The organism is Tatumella sp. UBA2305 (genome assembly GCF_002345795.1).
In the GTDB taxonomy this organism is placed as follows: Bacteria; Pseudomonadota; Gammaproteobacteria; order Enterobacterales; family Enterobacteriaceae; genus Tatumella; species Tatumella morbirosei.
Window position 1 is genome coordinate 1 of the sequence record NZ_DDVT01000024.1, and the last position, 20,316, is coordinate 20,316.

Here is a 20,316-nt window from a genome sequence, read left to right on the forward strand (position 1 = left end):
TAACCTGATTACGCCAGTTATAAAGGGTAGCTTCGGATATTCCCTCCATCTGTGCAACAGCGGCCACAGTCATATTGTAGGGGGGCAACAGTTTTGCCAGTGTTGCAGCCTTACGCTCCGGTGAAATACGTTTCATGTGTCACTCTCCATGCCCTCAGATTGATTTATCAGGAGGTGTGACAACTATGCTGACACTGAGGGAACATCAGCGACCCCAGCGCCACACCCATAAGTAACTTTGAAGATTTCATTCTGCTTATCGCTCCTGACAATTCGCTGCCGGCTGGTACCCCATGCGCCAGCCCCTGCAGACAACCTGGAGCACGCCACAATACATGTAAGTGCAAATAATTCTCACATTAATATTTATTTACGAATGGATGTCGGCAGAGGTACCGAGAGAGGATTGGTAATATTTAATGGTGATAAAACATCCACCCAGCCAGGATAATAACAATTCCCGGCAAAGAAATTAGCGTAAACGACCCGCGTAATGTTTTGACTGTTTCACAACCATTATCCACTCCTCAGGTGAATTAATCATATAACAGTATCAGTTATTAACTAATTACCTAGAATTTTGAGTGACAGTGTCCCAGGGTGTGCATAGTAAATCAATAACTAGAGCTGTTAGAGTCTGGTGACTATATAGTCTGTCAGAGCTGCGGCATTCACCACAGCTATTTAATCAATATAAAAATCAATCACCTATTTCATTAACACTGAATAGATTTATTTATCTATTTTGGGAGGTTTTTTTATGAAAAAAAGGAATTAGCTTGACCTTTTCAGTTAGTGGTAATTCTATTTTCTTATGGATAAAAAAACCCACAGCCATGGAAAGGATAATACCAACAATTATCATTAGATAGTACATTTTATTTTGCATCCCAACTTCTTTGAAAGCAAGATACACTGCATTTATAGTTAGTATATGAGTCAAATAAACCGAATATGAAGCATCGCCCAGGGATGATAAGAAACTAATTTTTTTTGTGAATAAATCATCTGACAAAAAACCTATAAAAATCAATGCCGAAGGAATTCCGTAATGAAACACTCGGGCGAAACCATCACCTCCAACCTCAACACTGGAAGAAAAACAAATCCAGCCCAGACCAGTTAAAATCAGAAAAATGGCCATCTTTTTACCAATTGATATTTTTTTATAAATGAAAGAGAAGATAAGCATTCCAAAAACAAACTCGAGAGAGATCGTTGCACCTATAAACTTCACGTTAAAAGCGTTACCAACGCTCATTATTACCAATAGTATTGCTGTTGATGTTAAAATAGCATCCTTACGCAAAATAAGTGCAGCAGAAAAAATCAAATAGAAGTAAAATTCATAGCTAAGCGTCCATGCTACCATATTCAGGCTACCGCCATTTAGAAATGGAAGAAGTGTAATTGATTTCAATATTGAGGGTGTTTCGCTGTGAGTATTGACTATTTCAGGAAATAGTAGGAAGACAAATAAAAAAGGAATCAAGGTTACTAAGTAGATTGGGTAAATCCTTAGCACTCTATTCTTGAAAAATTCGACAGGTCCTAACTCTTTCTTTTCAGAAATATAGCTCATAATAAAACCCGAAATGACAAAAAACAAATCAACACCAGAAGCGCCGAAAAATAAATACCCCCCTCCTCCGTCATTTAGTGATGCTTTATTAGTCAGATGTAGTGTTACAACCATTAAGCAGGCAAAAAAACGAAGATATTGAATGGACCAGATCATACTTTTATAACCAAAAAAATTGTGTTTGTAATTTAGAATTATACCTGAAAGCTAGGGATTTTCCTAAAGTTTTGTGATTAATATATTTTTTTACTAATTCTGAGTGTAAGGTTATTCAGAAACTCAGGAGACTTTTCTCTGTTATATTCCGCCTGCCACCAGTCTGTGATATCCGGTACTTCATTCATTGTTCTAAACAGATAAAAATTTAGTAATTCAGTACTGCATGCCCAGTTAAATCATTCAATAAAAGCATTCTAAGTAGTTTTTCATGCCGTATAAAATTTAACCATACATTATGATCTTTGGTCTACTGGACCAGTGACAGTGGAATAAATTACAGTCCGATATCCATCCTGAGTTTCAGCGGATAACCACGGTGAGCAACGATTTTATCTAATCCCCTGATGCCCCACGATCAGTGCAATCTCCATGACAAGTGCCTCACGGTTAAAATCATCCTCCATATTGAATGTCAGGAAACATCTTACACAAACCAGAAAATCATTCATAAATTAAACTGCCAGCACTGATTTATTGCCTCTGGTAGAGTCAGCCGCACCGGAATACTTACCGGTGAACCCGCTTATGGTTCCCTGAATGACCATGTTGGATAATTACTTTAAAAAAGCTTTGTAAGAGCGTATTGAAGATAGCGCACAGCGAGTTTAGTGGAAGCTTCAATAACAGCGTCATTAAGCCATATATCCGGCTGGTAAGAAAATACCGTCCTGCTCAGTGATAATGTCCTGCATGCCTGACGTGTGCTCATGGTATACTGCGAGATCAGATAATGGGCGAGCTCACGCTTTATCACTGGTTTTAAGGATTTTTTCGATAACGTATTACAGTGTATGGTACTCAAAACTCAGATCAGCGAACATCTGTATTAGAAGCCGGTTTTCATATTCGAGGTTTTTCATTTTCCTGATATCAGAAGCTTCCATCCCGCCATAATTCGTTTTCCGGTTGAAATAGCTGCCTTCTGAAATTGTGGGTTCGCGGCAGGACCCCCCTCACTCTTCGAACGGCTTCAACAAACTAAAGAACGACGATAATCTGGTGTTCAGTAAACCAGGCTTGACGCATAGGGATCTCTATCCGGGAACCTAATCAATATGTCCGAAGGCCTCAAAAAGTGAATGGTCCTTTCTGCAAGGATACTTAGAATTGGAGATTGTAAGATACTATTAAGAGACATATGTATCGGAATAGGATTTTGTAGAAAATTAATTTAACGGAGTTATATGGGTGAAACCATCGGGACGACAAGGCTAAAGTTAATGTACAATAAAATTAATAAAATTGAGACGAGTGATAAATGATTTTCATGAAGTAGCAAATGCAAATATTTTCTGGAAATAACGCGTGTTAATTCTCGCTATATATTCCCAGGAGAATATTTTCAAACCTTAATTAAACTGGGTTTTAAATTTATACCAATACACTCAGATGCCAGCCCGTGAAAAATCAATAGGACAGTAACACTCCTAGATATTATCGTCACAGAGCACCCGAACATTGCATAGTATATAGTGTATACGTGGTCTTATATAAGGGTAATGTCATTGACTACACTATCACCGGTGACATTTTGATGAGAATATATTGATATCATCCAATGTGACTGATTATCTGTGATGAATAGATTGTATCAACTAACTGTCCATTATCGGAAGAGACTATTCCTGCTTCATTAACATTCTTTCCGACGATAGCAATTTTTGATTGGGCATTAGATAACATCCATTCGTATTCTATATCAATATGGCCAGTATCGATACATCTAATCCCAGCTTTACTGAGTTCAAAAGATAAGACAGTAGCAGTAGGTCCTAAAGATATAAGAGCAACATCAAACAAGTCTTTATTATCAATAACTTCCTGATAAATTTCACCATAAAAATTAAATGCATTTCTATTAACAGTGGTTATCCTGATGACATTCGATGCAATGTTAAGGAGATCATTGCCAACACCTAGTTTTGTTCCTGCCCCCTCAACAATTAGAACCCTTGAACCTGCTAATAAATCTTTGAATTTCTGGAACGCGATAACGGAACTCCCTTTGTCTTTATAATCATTATAAGGCCTAGTCAAAGACGTATTTCCGTAAATATACTCTTTTGAGAGCAAATGGTTGTATTTATGAAAAAAGAATGCTTTGTGGAAAAACCAAAAAAGTGCAGGGCCTCTTTTAAAGGATTTAGTGTTAAAAAAACCATCAGGCATACAGACAAGACAATTTTTATTGTCATTCACTTCTTTTAAAATATTTATTAACCTCGTAGATAGATCCGCATTAAAACTTTGGAAACCAATGTTTTTATAATTAAGCATCTCTAATTCACCATCACCGTACCTAGCGACAGATAAATGAGGGTTTTTTATCAAAATATCAAAAGTTTCATTAATTGATAATACCTTAATATTTTTAACCTTATGGTATGAAAAAAAATACATTATTAGAGCCAAAGAGAATTTAAATGGGAATCTAATTTTTTTGTAAATGTTGTTTAGTGAAGTCATTTTTACCTCCTATGTCAGTATTTTCTTTCTGAAACAACTGGATATTATCATCGGTTATGGAGTTAGAAATCTTTCTGGCGAAGAAACAGCCACTATTAATTACCTTATCTGCATCATCTATTGTTAAAACCCTCGGGAAATCAGGCCCAGAAGTCCAATCTGTGTACTTAAGAGAGCTGGACTTAACTTCATCACTATCAAAAAAAATAACTTCAGGCCAGGTTTTTATAATAGAATGAAAAAAAACTTCATCACAACAATATGAATGAATGAATGCTTTATAGTACCACGGATTTCCATCTATAAAATCAATAGTATATTGGACTGCTTTATTTGATATACCAAACCAGTTACTCCCTTTATATAACTGAGGGAATTTTTTTGAGTGTATATTGAAAGAGTTATTTCTATAAAATAAAAATCTTGAATACTTATATAATTTAGATAAGACTTTATCTGCAAAATTTTTATTTCTCTTAAAATACCAGCATGGATATCTAAACCTTACTCTATCAAGGGGATTAACATAATTATCCCGGTCTCCTTGAAACTCAAAAAATTCACAGCCAGCGTTAATACTTATAAATTTATGAAACTCCTTCTGACCAGTTAATGGGATATCGTTTCCTGATAACAGGAAAAAATAGTCGAAGTCAAAGTGTTGTGAAAACTTCAAAAGTTTATGGGTAACCTCTATTTGACTAAAAGTCCCCCAGACTATATCAATCCGTTCTTCAAAAAGGAGAACATTTACAGATTTCAAAAAATAAAAATCTTCTATATTTGATTTTTTATCCACATGGATAATAATCAAGTTAGACTCGCAAGCTGAAAGTGTCTTAACTGTGTATAATAGAGGGTTGGTGACTTCATGGCATATTATTGCATAAATAAACTTCATTATCTTACCCTGAAATGTTAAAGAAATACGGTAAAATAAATAAACACTTTTACTAAACCAAGAATGAAAAATATTAATTACCATTATAAATCTAAATTAAAAATTTATTTAGAGCGGCAGCTTATGTTAATTAGAAGTAACCTGTACAATAAGAATTAATTAACTTACTCACAAAAGCATGGAGTTCATTAAAACATGAAAAACGCTATAAATTAAAATGTCAACGATCGAAAAATTACCTAATATGTATAAATTAAAATACACATTTACATTTTAGTCTATAAAGCAATTAAACCTGATAAAATCATAATACGAATAAAAACCTTTTCAAAGTTTAATCATAGCTACTCTTAGCTCAAATTAAATGAAATAGAAATCAATTAAACAAAGGGTTAGAATATAAAAAATAGATCAGAATCATAGAATGACTTAGTGAAAATCAATTAGAAGAATAATTTTTGAGTACAGATTTTAATATGGAAATATTTTTTGGAATGTTAAATATATTCGCATGAATATGAAAAATTTCAGCTTTTCTGTAAAAATAGTTGATTACGGTGAGAGACAATATTTCACACAACAATGCACTCCATGCCGCACCGTATATACCAAACTTCATGATTAACAACCAGGAAAAAAAGATAGTGAAGATGGCAGTAATAACTGCTTTCTTAGCTTCAAATTTATACCCCCCCTGTGAGATGATGTATCTTGCAGCTACTACTCCCAACGAGGAAAGTATACTGACTGGGATCAAAATTAAAGATATTGAATATACCTGACTATAATCCTCACCATAAAGAGTTGTTACTATGTACCTTCCTGTTAGCACAAAGAAAATAAAATACAGCGCTCCTACAGTAATCAGAGCAAGAGATAGAAATGAAGTAATTTCTGAACTAGTTTTTTTTTGCGATCCATATAGCATAGGAGTTAATGAAGCGATAATAGCACTGTTTACAAAACTCCATGCTGTACCTAACACTATAGCAACTGAATAGATTCCCAGTGCAAACATAGAGTCATATTTGATTAAAAATACCCGACCTACATTCAGATAAATCATAACTGACACTGTAGATATGACAAGACCAAAACCAGCTGACAATCCATACTTAATATGTTTCAGCCTTGGTTTATAAAAAAAAGAGTATTTTGTATGATTACGTTTAAAAATAAAAAATCTAATTAAAAATGGTATTAATCCCTGAGCTATAATCGACAAAGAAAGAAACTCTGGTGTCAGTTTCATAGCTACAATAGAATACCGAATTGCGAGAGAAATAAAAAGACCAATAACATTAGCAATAACGTTTAAGTTAGACTTTAGCGTTGCTTCATTAAAAATATTAAAGTAATCAATTACTGCAAAAAAAGATGATAAACCTACTGCCAAAGAAAATATAAATGTTAACCTGTCATACTCAAAGTAAAAGTATAAAAAAATAAAAACACTTGATACAAAAAAAGCGATAAGTTTCAATACTCCAAATGACCTAAGAAAGTTAACACCATACACAGGAAATTTGGAGATTAACTTAACTCCAATAGCATCACTCCCCCAAAAGACCAAAGCCTGAAGAACGGAAAAGTAAAGGATTGCAGTATTAACTTTACCGAAATTTGTTGGGCCAATATACTTCGCAACTGCAGATGTAACTAAAAACAAACCTGTTATCGAAAGTATTCTTTCTGAGAGAAGCCAGATGGTATTTGATACAACCCTATTTTTCATGAATTTCATATTGATAACATAACCTGTTAGATATGAAGTCAACTAGTGACGATCTAATGAATATAAAATTTTAAGTAAACTGACAGGTAGTAACCTGGGTATAACTCGCATAATGAAAAAAATAAGAGCTTTAGGTCCTGTGGAAATTTTTAATTTACGCTTTAATTTATATAACTGAATTTCGCTATGTATATATTTAAAACCCCGTCTTTTCAACATGGTACTACTGTCTACTCGAGCTTTAACCAGAACAGCATCAATATTTATAATATTTTTATTTTCAGCAATTAGACGAAGCCACAGATTATAATCCTCCATATAGTAATGATGAATATAACTTCCTGACCTGATTATGTCTTCTTTCCTGAACATAACACTCATATGGTTGAAAGGGTTTTTTTTCTCAGAGAACTTCCTGATGGCAGAAAATTCCAGAGGTAATTTTTTTAACCTTTCCTCACCTTTATCATCAAACTCAATAATCCCGGAACCAACCATCACAAGTGACGGGTCTTTATCAAATTCTGCTATCTGACATTCGAACCTGTGAGGTTCACAAATATCATCTGTGTCCATTCTGGCGATAACGTCATAGGAACAATGTTGTAACCCGTGATTAAGAGCACGCCCTAAACCAACGTTTTTTTCAAGTGGTATTATTTTTAGATTAAGAGATGTAACATATTTTTGATAAACATTTACGAGATCTTGAAATACAGGACCATCAAGTACCAACACCACTTCATCTGCTTTTAGTGTCTGACATACTAGGCTGTCCAGACACTGAATGAGATTATTAGCAGTTTCTCTATGGTACAAAGACATTAATACAGAAAAATTATTTTTTTTCATCATTCAGTATTTCACACCAGGAAGAATATATTTTATTTTCGCTGAAACGCTCTGCATTCTCCAGAGCTTTAAAAGCCAGTGCACCCTTGACCTCTGAATCCGAAATTAACAAATTAAGATATTGGATATAAGATTCATCACTATCATAGCTAATTAAATAACCATCTCCATCTATCAGTTCTGAGGGTCCGGAAGGACAATTGAACGCAATCACAGGAAGACCAAAACTCTTTGCTTCTATCAAAACCATTGGAAGTCCTTCATATCTTGATGTCATCAATAAGCACGATGCCTTTCGATAATAATTCTGAATATTTTTAGTTGAGGGAATTATATCAACATTAGTCATTCCATTTTTTGAAATGTACGATTCTAAGGCGGAGCGTTCATCACCATCTCCGATAATTAGTAACCGCCAGTTTTCAGTCAGACTGTTCTTCCAGATTTCCAAAAGCCGGGTGAAGTTCTTCTGGTATGATAAACGACCTACTGCAATCGCTAAGTTTTCTTTTGTTGAAAGCTGAAGACTTGACTTTTCTATGATGGGGAAAGGCGACATGTTTTTTATTGATACTACTTTATCTTTATTAATAAATATTTTTTTTGCAATATAATCTTTATCGCTACCTGTGAGAGTTACTATTTTATCGTACAAAGAGTAGCAAGCTAACTTAAGAATCTTTAAGTGCACTGAAAATGAATTTATGCCAACATGGTCAGAGCAAATCACTTCATTATTAGCCAGCAATAATTTGGATAGAAGTATATATTGAACTGAAAGTTTACCCATAGATATTACGATGATTTTATTATTAGTTTTTCTTTCATCATTAATGATTTTTTTTATAGCTAAAATTCTGCTCAAGGAGCCATAGTTTTTCAGAATGACATTCTCATCCAGACTGTAGTAAGGCTCTCCATTGGACAAAGAATGAACAGTTATTTTGTGACCTCTTGATGAAAACATATTCGATAAAATAGATAATACTCTATCAGTTCCACCACTGTTAGAGACCCCATCAATCACAAATGAAATACCCATAATACCTCAAATAGTTTTTATTTATCCGCTTCTATAATTACTAATAACTTTAAAATTCCTGATAGAAAATGGCACAGATATGAATTAAATCTAAAATAGATTACCCATACCCATACTCATTTATCATTTATCATTTATCATTTATCATTTATCATTTAAGGAATGATGTTCTCTATTAGAGCTATTTTCAACTTCGATTGAAACTTTTTTACGGCATTTACTGGCTTTGTTGAATAAATCAGATTCGGGAGAGAGTTTCCCTATAGCAGGGCAGATTTACAAGCAAGACTCACGCTTTCAGGCATTCCTGCCTTTGTCATCCCGTTCAGCACCTGAACCATGGCCAGAGCCTCTGTCACCTGCCTGTCATAATCACGCAGCTTCAGTGAACACCGAACAGCTATTTTATTCGGTAAATCTCCGTCTATGTTATCAGGCGACGGTCATAATCTATTGTCTACTTCCACTGCGGATTGCTCCCGCTAACAAGCTGATTAGCAACGATACGATTACGGTCTGCATACTCACCGGTCCTGTAGCCCGCTTCATTTAGGACAGGGATAAGAGCGCTGATATTCATAAACCGCAGTTCATCATGACAAAGACGCGAATCGTAAGCTCCGTCGGCTTCCACTGCTCTGATATTTCTGTGAACCATCCGGATAAGACCCAGGAAGGCTTCTGAGTCCGTTACGTTGTTCATTGACAGGTCCGCACAGATGACTTCATGTGTTTTACCATCAACAGCAAGATGCTGCTTTCGCAAGATACGTCGGCTCTCTTTGGCGTGCTTTTTTTACTTTCCATTCGCCTTCACCTAAGACCTTCAGCTCATTAGAATCAATCACCTAATGCACGATTTCATCCCATTTGGACGATTTAAAACTGTTATTCACCGACTTTTTAAACCCTCATCAGGAAAAAATGGAATTGCTAAATCCACTGGCTATCAGGGTCAGCCAGAATACGCGTTTAATCATCAGGAGAGTCGTGATGGTAAGATCTGAATAGTGTTCATGCCGTCCGAGTGATGCAGGCGTTATAGAAATCAGATACATTACCTCTAATTTGATGCTTATTACCAGTCTGGTGATAAAATCATTTATTTTGAATTATAGCGCGTTTGACTACTATTTTCTTAACCAGGTAAACATCTTTTTTGTAAAAAATGAAAGTGGAACTGACAACTTTATCAAAAAAAGAAAAACTTTGGCGGTAGCGCTCAACGATTTTGAGGATAAAATATTGTGGTATGTGAAATATTTCTTGTTGGCGGCTTTTTTTAGTGCTTTTCCATCGATTAATGGCTTATTACTACTATTACATATTACATTAAATGTCACGAAGATAAAGTGAAACAAATAAGAATTAACGTAAGCCCGCCTGGTGTCATCGTTCCAGGAACCGTGAAGTTCATTATGAAGTTCTGTCAGAATCATTTCTTTATCACTGATACGGCGCCTGTCAAAACTTCGCATAATTGACCCGTTTCTTATACGATAGATATATAATTTATCATCTATGAAATCGACTTTCCTTCCTTTAAATAGTTTATAGAAGATAGCATAGTCTTCATATAACACCCCTTTAGGATATTTTATCCCCCTGAACACTTCATTTCTATAAAATTTTCCCCATGGATTTGGTTCAAGCATAATTGCCTCTATGCAAAGGGTCTCAATATTACTCCTCCTCATGCTTTCTGAGTAATAATCATTGTTATTAGATATTGACTTATCATTTAATTTCTTGTAGTTAAATACAACTATATCATTATCGTTAATGGCGTTTATACATGTTGAAAGACAATCTTCCGTTATCATATCATCGCCATCAACGAATATGATGTATTCACCTGAGGATAACTCTAAGGCAGTATTTCTTGCTTCGGAAACCCCCCGATTTTCAGTATTAAACAGTTTAAACCTTGCATCATCACTGATTATTCTGTTAATTGCATTTTCTGAGTTATCATTAGAACCATCATTGATGATTATAACTTCGAAATCAGCTAAACTTTGCTTTTTGATACTTTCAAGACAATCTGAAATGTATGCTTCAAGATTAAACACTGTAACTATAATCGATATCATAGGCATAAATTTATATTTTGTCAGTTAAGAGATGACTAAGAACAGTTTCAGGTGATTGATTTTCAGATAAAGAAGCTTTGTAACTCATTTTGAAAACACCAGGTTTATTATAGTTAATTCTCTCTGAAATTAATGGAGTCATTTCCCTCTCAAGATTTTCCTGTAAGAAGTACATATCACCCGTGTAATTACTGTTGCTTTCAATATCATCCCGCAACTCTGAGTTTGATTTAACTATACTGTCAAATATATAATCAACCAAGAAGTAATCAACGAGCTTATTCTCAGTTATCCAGTAACGATACAAATTATTCATCATTTCTTTAGCTGGTTTATATCCATCCGATACCCCAATAAAAAATATACACCACCTCCCTCTTGAAATGTATTTGTCTTCTTCATCAGCAGGGGTCTTCAGTGTGACTAAATCATTACAGTTTTCCAAGGATAATTTATTAGCCAGATATATGGTTGAATCCATCCACAATCCCCCATAAGTTGCCAGTAACGCCCATCTCAAAATATCACTGAAATGTGTTCTGGTGATTTCACCTGATGCATATTTTTTTTGAATATGTGCCGGTAATTCAATAAATTCGCTGATGTTATTTTCGCTTATTACAGTAACATTATAGTCTTCAGGTACATGCTTTTTAATCGATGCGATACACGCTTTTACCAGAAGTGGGGCATTTTCCTCTCCCTGCAACCATAGTATCCATACATACTTTTCCATAGTAACATTTACGTTTTTTTTGACAGAGAAATTCACTTTCTCTTTTTCAAGAATTTTAGAAACTTTAGTTTCTACTACCCTATGAACTAAGTTGTTTATTTTTCTTTTGAATACTACGTTTTTAATTATCAGGAATGATAGTTTCCTTAGCGCTTTAACAATTATAATCATATATATTTTCCCTTAATTTATTTACCTAACTCATGTCCAATCCAGTTACCATCGGAATTTATATATTTCAACTTACCTTCGAAATCTGCTTCGTTTCGTTCCAGATAAAATACCGGAGGTGTGACCAGTGACTTCCACATTTCACCAAGCATAATTGGCCTCCGTTGTAGGTAAATCGTCGAAAATGACAAGTTTAATAATGAAAAAACAAAAATAAATGTTACATATTTTTCAAGAGATTTTCTTTTTGAAAGAAGAAAAGATATTAAATAGAAATAAATCCCCATCTCTATAAAGTAGCGATTAAATGCGATATAAAAGGAAGAGAAAAGGAAACAACCACTTATATAGAGTGATACGAAGCTATTGTACTTTCTTGTACTTTCATTTTCATGGGTGAAGGAAAAAATAAGACACACTGCAGCTAGCACATAGTTATAATAGTTCACCATATTTTCATGTAGGTTTGTACTGGTATCCGCAAATGAAGCATTATCCACATATCCATTTATAGCATACTGGCTTATACCCCCAAGACTAAAGTTACCTAGAATATAGGGTACTATCAACTTACCTGACATGATTGATGCAGCAACTAAAAGAGGAACATGTTTTTTTTGGATCTTAATGACAAATGAAACTATTAATATCATAAAAGCAAATATCATTGCAAAGTGGACTAAGCAAGCAATAATTAGCAATGATATTGATTTGACCGTATTTTTTCCATTTGAAAAAAAGTATGTTGACACTCCGATTATAACGAATGAGACCCCCCATCCCATTCTTAAACCCAGAGCTATAACAATAATATTAACAAATGAAAGATAAAAGATATAATAATACTTAAGCTTACTGTCGCTAGCATCGTAGTTTTTATTAACAGCCATTTTCAATGCTGACAAATGGTTGAAAACCGAACTGGTAACTATAATAACTGATACATAATAAAATGGCAGCCCTGCTTTTTTTATCAAAAGCGTCAGTAAGTAATATATAACATCTACATGTCCCTGAACTGCCTCACTAAATGTCGTGCTATCTCCATAAATATTATAGGTTTCATAGAATCTGCGCGAAAGATCCTGATATGGAGGGATCATTGTAACCATTATCCCTGAAAACAGAGATATTAAGGCTATACTGACCCCCTGGTTCTTCCTGTTTAAATTCCCTATCACACCTAAGAAACCTAAAAAAGGGCATAACATGATCAGTATAAATGATCTGAAAATTTTAATGTTTATTCTCATGGCATGACTCTGTTCAATATGCTCCGTCTTTACCTAACACAACTGATATCGTTTTGAATAAAATCACAATATCATTCCACATTGACCAGTTTTTAACATACCACGCATCAAAATAGACGCGGGTTTCATAATCAACATCACTGCGGCCACTGACCTGCCAAAGCCCGGTCATACCCGGTTTACTCATCAGATAGTAATCCACCTGGTCGTGATATCGCTCAAGTTCTGCCTGAATTATCGGTCGTGGTCCTACCAGGCTCATCTCACCTTTTAGTACATTAAACAACTGCGGCAGTTCATCCATACTGGTGCGGCGCAGCACATCGCCAATTTTGGTAATTCGTGGATCATTCTTGAGTTTAAAGGTGGCATCCCATTCGGTTTTTGCTTCAGGGTCTGTGACCAGCAGTTGTTCAAGTAACTCTTTTGAGTTCACAGCCATCGATCGGAATTTCAGACATTTAAACGGTTTACCATGTTTACCGATGCGCTCATGTCCATAAATTGCCGGGCCGCCGTCTTTTTTCACTTTACTGCGTATATATAGCAGTAATGGCGACAACAGGATGATGATTGTCAGTGATGCGGTGATATCAAAAACCCGTTTCAGAAACCGTGATGACCATTTTGCCAGGCTCTGATGAACCCTGAAGATCATCACTTCATGGCTGAAGATAAACGACATATCGGTACTGTCCAGCGGCATACCGCGCAGGGTTGGGATCACCGATACATAGCGATAACCTTTAATCATCAGTTCACGCAGCCAGGTATTACGCAGTTCGCTCTGGTGATTTTCAACTGCCACAATAAACTGCAGTCTTTTATCAACCCCGTTACCCAGCCATGAGGTATCGCAGTGCAATAACGGGCCCCCCATTAACTCAGTTGTTTCATCCAGCTGCTGTTCGGTGTTAATAAAGCCGGTAACCCGGAACCCCAGGTTTTTTTCGCTGGTAATCGCCTGATACGCATCTATAGCATTTTTACCGCTACCGATAATAATAGCATCACGCTGCCAGAGACCGGCTCTGTCCAGTAATTTTTTTGTCAGCATACGCAGTACCGGCACCATTATCAGTACCAAAATCCAGGTCAATACCCAGAGATAGCGGGAAAAATACCACTTAGCAAAGGCGACAATCGCAATTTCAAATACCGCAAAGATTAACAGGGTACGCAAAATCTCTTTCAGTTCAAACCAGAAGGTCTTACGGTAGAAATAGTGACGTAACCGCATGGCAAACCAGCCAATACAGACCAGAGCCAGTGTCCAGTGCAGGCTAATCCAGCCTTCGGTGGGTTCCTCAGGAATACGGTCACTAAAATGGCTGAGTGTTAGATGTAATACTCCCATGGCGATATAAATTGCCAGGGTAAAACCGATAAAATCTGAGAGGATCAGCATTACACTGACCCAGAAATTTCGGGTTAAACGCGTCATGGTTTTCCTTACCAGTATCCCAAGTTTTGGTGGTATAAAGTGATATCAGACAGATTGGATTATGCCCGGTTGTATTTTAATTTAACCGCTCAGATATGAATTTAAATTGAGGCCTGCAGCCAGGTAAGCTGCAGGCTGGTTTGTCTTACAATTATTTCTGTTTGTCGTCGTAAGAATAGCCGTAGTGGCTGTAACCATAGCCATAGTAGCTGCTGGCTTTTTTGATTACCCCGTTCAGGATACAGCCTTTAATCTCTACCCCGCTCTGCTCAAAGCGACGAATACTAACCTCAAGTTCTTTCGTGGTATTTTGTTCAAAACGAGCCACCAGCAATGTAGTGCCGGCATAACGACCTATTATTGCTGCATCGGTGACCGCCAGAATTGGTGGAGTATCCACCAGTACCAGATCATAATTGCTGCTGGCCCAGTCGATCAGTTGCTGGAAACGGGAATGCATAAGCAGTTCTGCCGGATTAGGGGGGATTGCCCCGCGGGCGATAAAGTCAAAACCAGAAGATGTTACCGGTTTAATCCCCTGAGCCACAGATGATTTCCCGGACAGAATATCCGACAGGCCATGATCGGTACTATGATTAAAGATCTGATGGGTATAACCTTTACGCATATCCGCATCGATAAACAGCACCCGTTGTCCGCCCTGAGCAATCACCGCCGCCAGGTTACTGGTAATAAAGGTTTTACCGGCGTTTGGGCTGGCACCGGAAATCATTAGTACATTATTACGCGCTTCCATCATGGCAAAATGCAGGCTGGTACGCAGGCTACGTATTGCTTCAATCGCCAGATCGGCCGGATTATCAATCGCCAGAAAGCTGGTATTTTCTTTTCGTCTGCCTTTGACTTTCAGAGAACGTTTAGGTGTCTGCCGCGTCATCCATTCCGAAACAGGTACACTGGCATAAACATTAATCCCCAGCTCTTCTAATTGTTCGGGGGATTCGATACCACGGCGAAGAAATACTCTCAATAATACAAGTCCGACAGAAACAAATAATCCCAGAGTAACACCGATAAGTACAATCAGAACCTTTTGTGGCTTAACAGGTTTAGGCTGGGTAACAGCGTCATCGACAATCCGCACATTACCTATGGCACTATTTTTAGCAATATTCAATTCCTGCTGCCGATTAAGTAACTGCATATACACGGCGCGACCAGATTCAACATCTCTGCTTAACTGTAATACTTGTTGCTGAGCCGCAGGCATTTTAGAAACTTGTTTGTTTAGAATTGATTTTTCTTTCTCCAGAGTAGCTCTTTTTTCCAACAATGCTTTATAAGTAGGATGGTCTTTAGTATATAACTGAGAAATTTCTGCTTCGCGGAAAGTTAATTCATTTAACTGATTATTTACATTCACAATCTGATTTAAAGTAGACTGGGTCTGCATATTCAAATCAACAGAATCGCTTCGTTTACGATAAGCACTCAGTTTATCTTCAGCATTGTCCAGTTGAGTACGTACCTGAGGTAATTGCTGATTCAGGAATTCCAGGCTTTTGCTATCCTGCGCGGCCTGTAAATCGATATTCTGAGCCAGATAATTATCACTGATACTTTGTAGTACTCTTTTCACCTGATCAGGATCACTGCCGGTGAGAGTCAGATTCAGCATCCCGGTATCTTTACCCTGATCAACTGCCGAGAAAGATTGCTTCAGATTATTAATCGCATCCAGCCAGCTGATATACTTTACCGTAAATTCCGTGCCTGGCGCAGCCTGCAGGTCGGTAATCAGTAATGACAATCCCTTAGTTTCAATTAACTGACCGATATGCCCATGCAGGTTATAGCCCCCTCCGGTTAAATGATAATTACCATTCGCTTCGGCCTGCAGGGTAAGAACAGGTACTTTACCTGCCTGAGATTCAACATAGATTCTGCCGACTGTTATCTCCCCTGGCTTCTGACCTGTTAATCTTGCCAAGCCACGACCTATCAGCGGAAAATACTTTTGCTCTACCTGCGCCTGTAAAGTCAGGTCATCGACGGTTTTACCCAGAATCATTCGTGATCCCAGCAGAATAACCTCGGGTGCTGACTCTGGCTGGCTGTCGGGCAGCATCTGACTCAGACTGTTAATCAGTGAATTCCCCTGCTTTTGTTCTACCTGAATTAATGAGTTAGCCTGATAGACCGGCGTGGCAAATAAAGCATAGAAAATAGCCAATACAGTGAACAGCGCGGTGATACTAATAATTAATTTACGATGATCAATTAGCTCACCGAGTAAACGACCCAGATCAATTTCATCAGCATCCGGGCTAGCCGGTTTATTTGTTAAAGTGGGAGACATAAATTAACTTCCTAAGATTAACCGCCCAGTTTACCGGCCCAGCTGTTACATGCCTGGTCCAGTAACTGATAGACAAATTCAAACGCTTCCATACTCTGCCGGTAGGGATCTGGGATTTCTTTATTGCCCAGCCAGTGGCCGATTAACAGGGTTTTACCCCGTGCTTCGGGGGCGATTTTAGTCACCTGTTCGATATGGTGTTTTTCCATCACCAGAATAAGATCATATTGCCGTCCCAAAGTGCCGGTAAACTGCCGCCCTTTATGGTCTTCCAGCGACAGATTATGATTTTCGGCCACCGCGATCGCCGAATTATCGGCGGCATGGTCTACCAGTGCCCCTACCCCGGCCGAATCGATCTTTTTACCGGGCAGTGCCCGGCGCAACATCCGCTCGCCAATCGGTGAACGGCAGATATTACCGGTACAAACTACTAATATTGAATTAAACATTAATTTGGCCATTGTTTAATGTAGCGAACGGTTTCCGTCATATCATGTACCCCAGAAATGGTCGGTACCAGCTGCGAAATTACGCGGTTCCAGCGGACAATCGGAGCCGTGGTGACATAAACAATATCATAGGGCTGTAACTGGAACTCGGTAGACAGCACCATGGTAGAAGCATCTTTGGCATTTAGCTGATAGATATTAGCAATCCGGCCGTCTTTATCTTTGGGTATCTGACGAATAACGAATATTCCGGAAGCATCAGAATATTGCTGATTAATCCCCTGGGCACTGCCCAACGCTTCAGCCAGCGTCATACCACTACGGTCCATCTTCAGGGTGCTCTGTTGGCCTACTTCACCCATCACAAACACTTTCTGATCATCGTTACGTGGAACAAACAGAATATCCCCCGGATACAACAGGTGATTTTCCATTAAATCTCCCTTCTGCATCAGCGCCTGCAGGGAAATTACAATATCCTTACCATTATGGGTCAGCACCACGTTGCGCCAGTCGGCATCTGCCGATAACCCGCCAGCAGCATTAATCGCATCCATAATGGTCAACGGTACATTGGTAATCGGCTGCTGGCCAGATTTCGCTACCTCGCCGGTCACATAGGCTTTCTGCGAACGGAAAGCAGCAACAGCGACATCAACCTGTGGGCTTTCGATATAGGTTGATAAACGGCGAGCTATCTCAACCCGAACTTCATCCATGGTTCTCCCTGCAACATGCACCTTACCGATATACGGATAGAAGATATTACCGTCTGCACCCACCCAGTTACCGGTGTCACTGGCACTGCGGTAGGTACCTGCAGGGTTTGTGAGTTCCGGATGATCATAGACGGTAATCATCAGCACATCACCAGGACCGATACGGTACTGGTAACTGCTGAGCAGGCTGTCCAGTTGCGGATTAGGTTGCGCCAGCACCGGTTTAGACCGTAGCTGTTCGATTAAATCCGGGGTCATCGGGTAAACATTCACCAGTTTATCCCAGTCATAGTCGCTGTCCGGTAATTCAACTACATTTTTACGCAGACTGTTGAGGCTTTGTCCGGGGATGATGGTACAACCACTCAGCAGGGCTGCCAGGGCAGCTGCAGCGGTTAGTTTCAATACGGTTTTTTTCATCAATTTATTTCATCAGTTAATAGTAGACACTGCTGACTTTCACCTTCCCTGGGCCCTGCTGCACTCTGTAGCGGCCATCCCGGCCGCTGACTGCTGTTATGCAGGATGGGTAGTCAGTATTATAAATTAAACGGTACTTCCAGTGAGGCACCGGCACCCAGGTCATTATTATCGTTATGGTTTGCATCGGTGTACCAGCTGCTCAGATTGAGACGCACCGATTTATACACATCGCCTCCCCAACCCAACTGTACCCCTTTCAGGGTATCGGCATGCGGGAAGGCGCGGTTAATCCGCTGATTCTCCGGGTTTACTTTGGCGTAGAACAACCTTGCACTCCAGCGCTGGTTATCTTCAGTTACCAGTTCGGCTTTGGTCGCAAGCAAGCGGCCATCGCCACCCATGCTGTCACCCAGCGCATAACCCTGCTGGTAGTAGCCATCGGTATAAATATGGTGGGTATAGCTGTAGTTAGTGCGCCCCATATCGGTGCGGGTATCGTGACCTTCCACATACCAGTTTAGGGCATTTTTACCGATGCTATAGTGGCCTTCCACCCCGGCCAGATACATATTCGAGGAAGGCAGTTTACCGGCTTCATCTTCACCGATAATCTGCCCATAGATACTGATCGGAATACCGAGGGTCGGTTCCAGTTTTAGTTTGGCATCGAAACCTGCCAGCTGGTTCCCCGGCTCGTTCGGATCGTTGCCAGCAGTATTATCATCGCCGGCAAATCCATCCCAGAAATTACTCAAAGATTCCGGGCGTCCCTGCCCCCCCCACTGCATAATCCGGCTGGCGCCCAGTTCCAGTGACTGCCACGGGGAGACACTGAGCCGCATGCCGATAATCTTGGTATGGGGTACGGCGTTATATTGTGATTCCTGAGCCGCAGAAATCTGATACTGCCACGGGCCAATCCAGTTTAGCCACCAGGTCTCCGGGGCGGTCTGTTTATCACGCTGCAGCATAAACCCGGTCAGCGGACGTGCAGCATCGGAGCGGATCAGGCTGCCTTCATAACCCGGGCCCCACCACTGCGGGGTCTGACCAAAGGAGAGCCACTGGCCCCAGATTTTCACCGCACCATAGCTGTTATTCAGGTTAGCCCGGGAAGGAGATTCAATCTGCTCCCCCGCTTCCAGGTTGCCCTGCAGGTTGACATCCCACCAGTCGCCGCTGTTGCTGGCAATCACCGACAGGCTGTTATCGGCCGGGGTGGACTGAGCAAAAGGTTTAGGCTGTCCGGAACCGTCGGTCGAGGTATAGGCTTTCACCCGAACATCAGATTTCAGTACCCGTAACCGTTCCTGAACCCGCTGAAGCGCCAGTTGTTCAGAGGCATAAGAAGGATGGGCCTTATCCAGCGCCGCTTCGATAGCATCTTCGCTTAACGGCCAGGTACTCAGGCTAAGGTGAATTACCCCGCGATCGGCCAGCCAGCTCAGGTCTGAACGTAAATCACTGTCGGGTAATACCAGTCCGCCGGCAAAACTGCTGGCAGCAGGCAATAATGCAAGACCCACGGCCAGAGCTAACAGGCTCTTTTTTACACCGCGACGCGGCTGGCTGGGCTGCAGGTCATCTGCCCCGGTTAAGGCGTTATGCATCAGTGCTGTCTCCTTTGCTGTCCTCCCGGCCGCACAATCTGTATGGCTGTGGCAACCGGCTGACGTTAACATATAAATAAAGATGAATTTGTGGTTATTCTTAGTATGACTTCGCTTGACTTACCCCGTGTGCTGATGATTTTGCCAGAGCCTGCGGATTCAGGGCAACTGCTGCAGTTTTTTTCATCACAATTGTTCGGGGTTAACCAGATCTTTTAGCGGATGACTAAGAAAATAGCAGAGTTTACTGATTAGACTGTTTTTTTTTGCAGAAAAGTACTAAAAACCGTTTCACAGA

15 protein-coding genes and 2 pseudogenes are annotated in these 20,316 nt (G+C 39.2%); all 17 read right to left on the reverse strand.

Features of this window, described 5'->3' with window-relative positions:
* Positions 1-136 (reverse strand): transposase (locus B3Z23_RS16955; RefSeq protein ID WP_294907861.1); only part of this gene is annotated, 136 nt, incomplete at its 3' end.
* A gap of 600 nt (positions 137-736) precedes the next feature.
* Positions 737-1,738 (reverse strand): acyltransferase family protein, encoded by a 1,002-nt coding sequence (locus tag B3Z23_RS16960; protein ID WP_294912376.1) that lies wholly within the window; start codon positions 1,736-1,738, stop codon positions 737-739.
* A gap of 77 nt (positions 1,739-1,815) precedes the next feature.
* Positions 1,816-2,827, reverse strand: a pseudogene (locus tag B3Z23_RS16965) (transposase).
* A gap of 525 nt (positions 2,828-3,352) precedes the next feature.
* Positions 3,353-4,267 (reverse strand): GT-D fold domain-containing glycosyltransferase, encoded by a 915-nt coding sequence (locus B3Z23_RS16970; RefSeq protein ID WP_294912378.1) that lies wholly within the window; start codon positions 4,265-4,267, stop codon positions 3,353-3,355.
* Entirely contained in the window at positions 4,233-5,168 is a 936-nt protein-coding gene (locus tag B3Z23_RS16975; protein ID WP_294912380.1) for a beta-1,6-N-acetylglucosaminyltransferase, read from the reverse strand. The genes B3Z23_RS16970 and B3Z23_RS16975 overlap by 35 nt, the downstream gene beginning before the upstream one ends.
* A 439-nt stretch (positions 5,169-5,607) precedes the next feature.
* A complete protein-coding gene (locus B3Z23_RS16980) occupies positions 5,608-6,912 on the reverse strand; it encodes a polysaccharide biosynthesis C-terminal domain-containing protein (RefSeq protein WP_294912382.1) in 1,305 nt (434 codons plus the stop codon).
* A 33-nt stretch (positions 6,913-6,945) separates the two neighbouring features.
* The gene (locus B3Z23_RS16985) at positions 6,946-7,758 is read right to left on the reverse strand and encodes a glycosyltransferase (protein WP_294912384.1); all 813 of its coding nucleotides are present in this window, start codon (positions 7,756-7,758) and stop codon (positions 6,946-6,948) included.
* Positions 7,742-8,797, reverse strand: coding sequence for a glycosyltransferase (locus tag B3Z23_RS16990; protein ID WP_294912386.1), 1,056 nt, complete (start codon positions 8,795-8,797; stop codon positions 7,742-7,744). The genes B3Z23_RS16985 and B3Z23_RS16990 overlap by 17 nt, the downstream gene beginning before the upstream one ends.
* A 260-nt stretch (positions 8,798-9,057) precedes the next feature.
* Positions 9,058-9,843, reverse strand: a pseudogene (locus tag B3Z23_RS16995) (IS5 family transposase); the annotation flags it as partial.
* A gap of 84 nt (positions 9,844-9,927) precedes the next feature.
* Positions 9,928-10,896, reverse strand: a complete 969-nt coding sequence (locus tag B3Z23_RS17000) for a glycosyltransferase family 2 protein (RefSeq protein WP_294912388.1) — start codon at positions 10,894-10,896, stop codon at positions 9,928-9,930.
* A gap of 4 nt (positions 10,897-10,900) precedes the next feature.
* Entirely contained in the window at positions 10,901-11,797 is an 897-nt protein-coding gene (locus B3Z23_RS17005) for a capsular polysaccharide synthesis protein (RefSeq protein WP_294912389.1), read from the reverse strand.
* 17 nt (positions 11,798-11,814) lie between these two features.
* Entirely contained in the window at positions 11,815-13,050 is a 1,236-nt protein-coding gene (locus tag B3Z23_RS17010; protein WP_294912390.1) for an EpsG family protein, read from the reverse strand.
* 13 nt (positions 13,051-13,063) lie between these two features.
* Positions 13,064-14,494 carry an undecaprenyl-phosphate galactose phosphotransferase WbaP gene (gene wbaP, locus B3Z23_RS17015; protein ID WP_294912392.1) on the reverse strand — a complete coding sequence of 477 codons (1,431 nt, stop codon included), beginning with the start codon at positions 14,492-14,494 and terminating at the stop codon, positions 13,064-13,066.
* A gap of 151 nt (positions 14,495-14,645) precedes the next feature.
* The gene (locus B3Z23_RS17020; RefSeq protein ID WP_294912394.1) at positions 14,646-16,814 is read right to left on the reverse strand and encodes a polysaccharide biosynthesis tyrosine autokinase; all 2,169 of its coding nucleotides are present in this window, start codon (positions 16,812-16,814) and stop codon (positions 14,646-14,648) included.
* 17 nt (positions 16,815-16,831) lie between these two features.
* Entirely contained in the window at positions 16,832-17,266 is a 435-nt protein-coding gene (locus B3Z23_RS17025) for a protein tyrosine phosphatase (protein WP_294912396.1), read from the reverse strand.
* Entirely contained in the window at positions 17,266-18,405 is a 1,140-nt protein-coding gene (locus B3Z23_RS17030; RefSeq protein WP_294912398.1) for a polysaccharide export protein, read from the reverse strand. The genes B3Z23_RS17025 and B3Z23_RS17030 overlap by 1 nt, the downstream gene beginning before the upstream one ends.
* Before the next feature lie 119 nt (positions 18,406-18,524).
* Positions 18,525-20,018, reverse strand: a complete 1,494-nt coding sequence (locus B3Z23_RS17035) for a capsule assembly Wzi family protein (protein WP_294912400.1) — start codon at positions 20,016-20,018, stop codon at positions 18,525-18,527.
* Between the last annotated feature and the right edge of the window lie 298 nt (positions 20,019-20,316).

Coding starts and splice junctions, on each gene's coding strand:
- B3Z23_RS17025 (WP_294912396.1), bottom strand. CDS start 17,266: ATGTTTAATTCAATATTAGTAGTTTGTACCGGTAATATCTGCCGTTCA.
- B3Z23_RS17030 (WP_294912398.1), bottom strand. CDS start 18,405: ATGAAAAAAACCGTATTGAAACTAACCGCTGCAGCTGCCCTGGCAGCC.
- B3Z23_RS16980 (WP_294912382.1), bottom strand. CDS start 6,912: ATGAAATTCATGAAAAATAGGGTTGTATCAAATACCATCTGGCTTCTC.
- wbaP (WP_294912392.1), bottom strand. CDS start 14,494: ATGACGCGTTTAACCCGAAATTTCTGGGTCAGTGTAATGCTGATCCTC.
- B3Z23_RS17005 (WP_294912389.1), bottom strand. CDS start 11,797: ATGATTATAATTGTTAAAGCGCTAAGGAAACTATCATTCCTGATAATT.
- B3Z23_RS16990 (WP_294912386.1), bottom strand. CDS start 8,797: ATGGGTATTTCATTTGTGATTGATGGGGTCTCTAACAGTGGTGGAACT.
- B3Z23_RS17000 (WP_294912388.1), bottom strand. CDS start 10,896: ATGCCTATGATATCGATTATAGTTACAGTGTTTAATCTTGAAGCATAC.
- B3Z23_RS17035 (WP_294912400.1), bottom strand. CDS start 20,018: ATGCATAACGCCTTAACCGGGGCAGATGACCTGCAGCCCAGCCAGCCG.
- B3Z23_RS16985 (WP_294912384.1), bottom strand. CDS start 7,758: ATGATGAAAAAAAATAATTTTTCTGTATTAATGTCTTTGTACCATAGA.
- B3Z23_RS16975 (WP_294912380.1), bottom strand. CDS start 5,168: ATGAAGTTTATTTATGCAATAATATGCCATGAAGTCACCAACCCTCTA.
- B3Z23_RS17010 (WP_294912390.1), bottom strand. CDS start 13,050: ATGAGAATAAACATTAAAATTTTCAGATCATTTATACTGATCATGTTA.
- B3Z23_RS17020 (WP_294912394.1), bottom strand. CDS start 16,814: ATGTCTCCCACTTTAACAAATAAACCGGCTAGCCCGGATGCTGATGAA.
- B3Z23_RS16970 (WP_294912378.1), bottom strand. CDS start 4,267: ATGACTTCACTAAACAACATTTACAAAAAAATTAGATTCCCATTTAAA.
- B3Z23_RS16960 (WP_294912376.1), bottom strand. CDS start 1,738: ATGATCTGGTCCATTCAATATCTTCGTTTTTTTGCCTGCTTAATGGTT.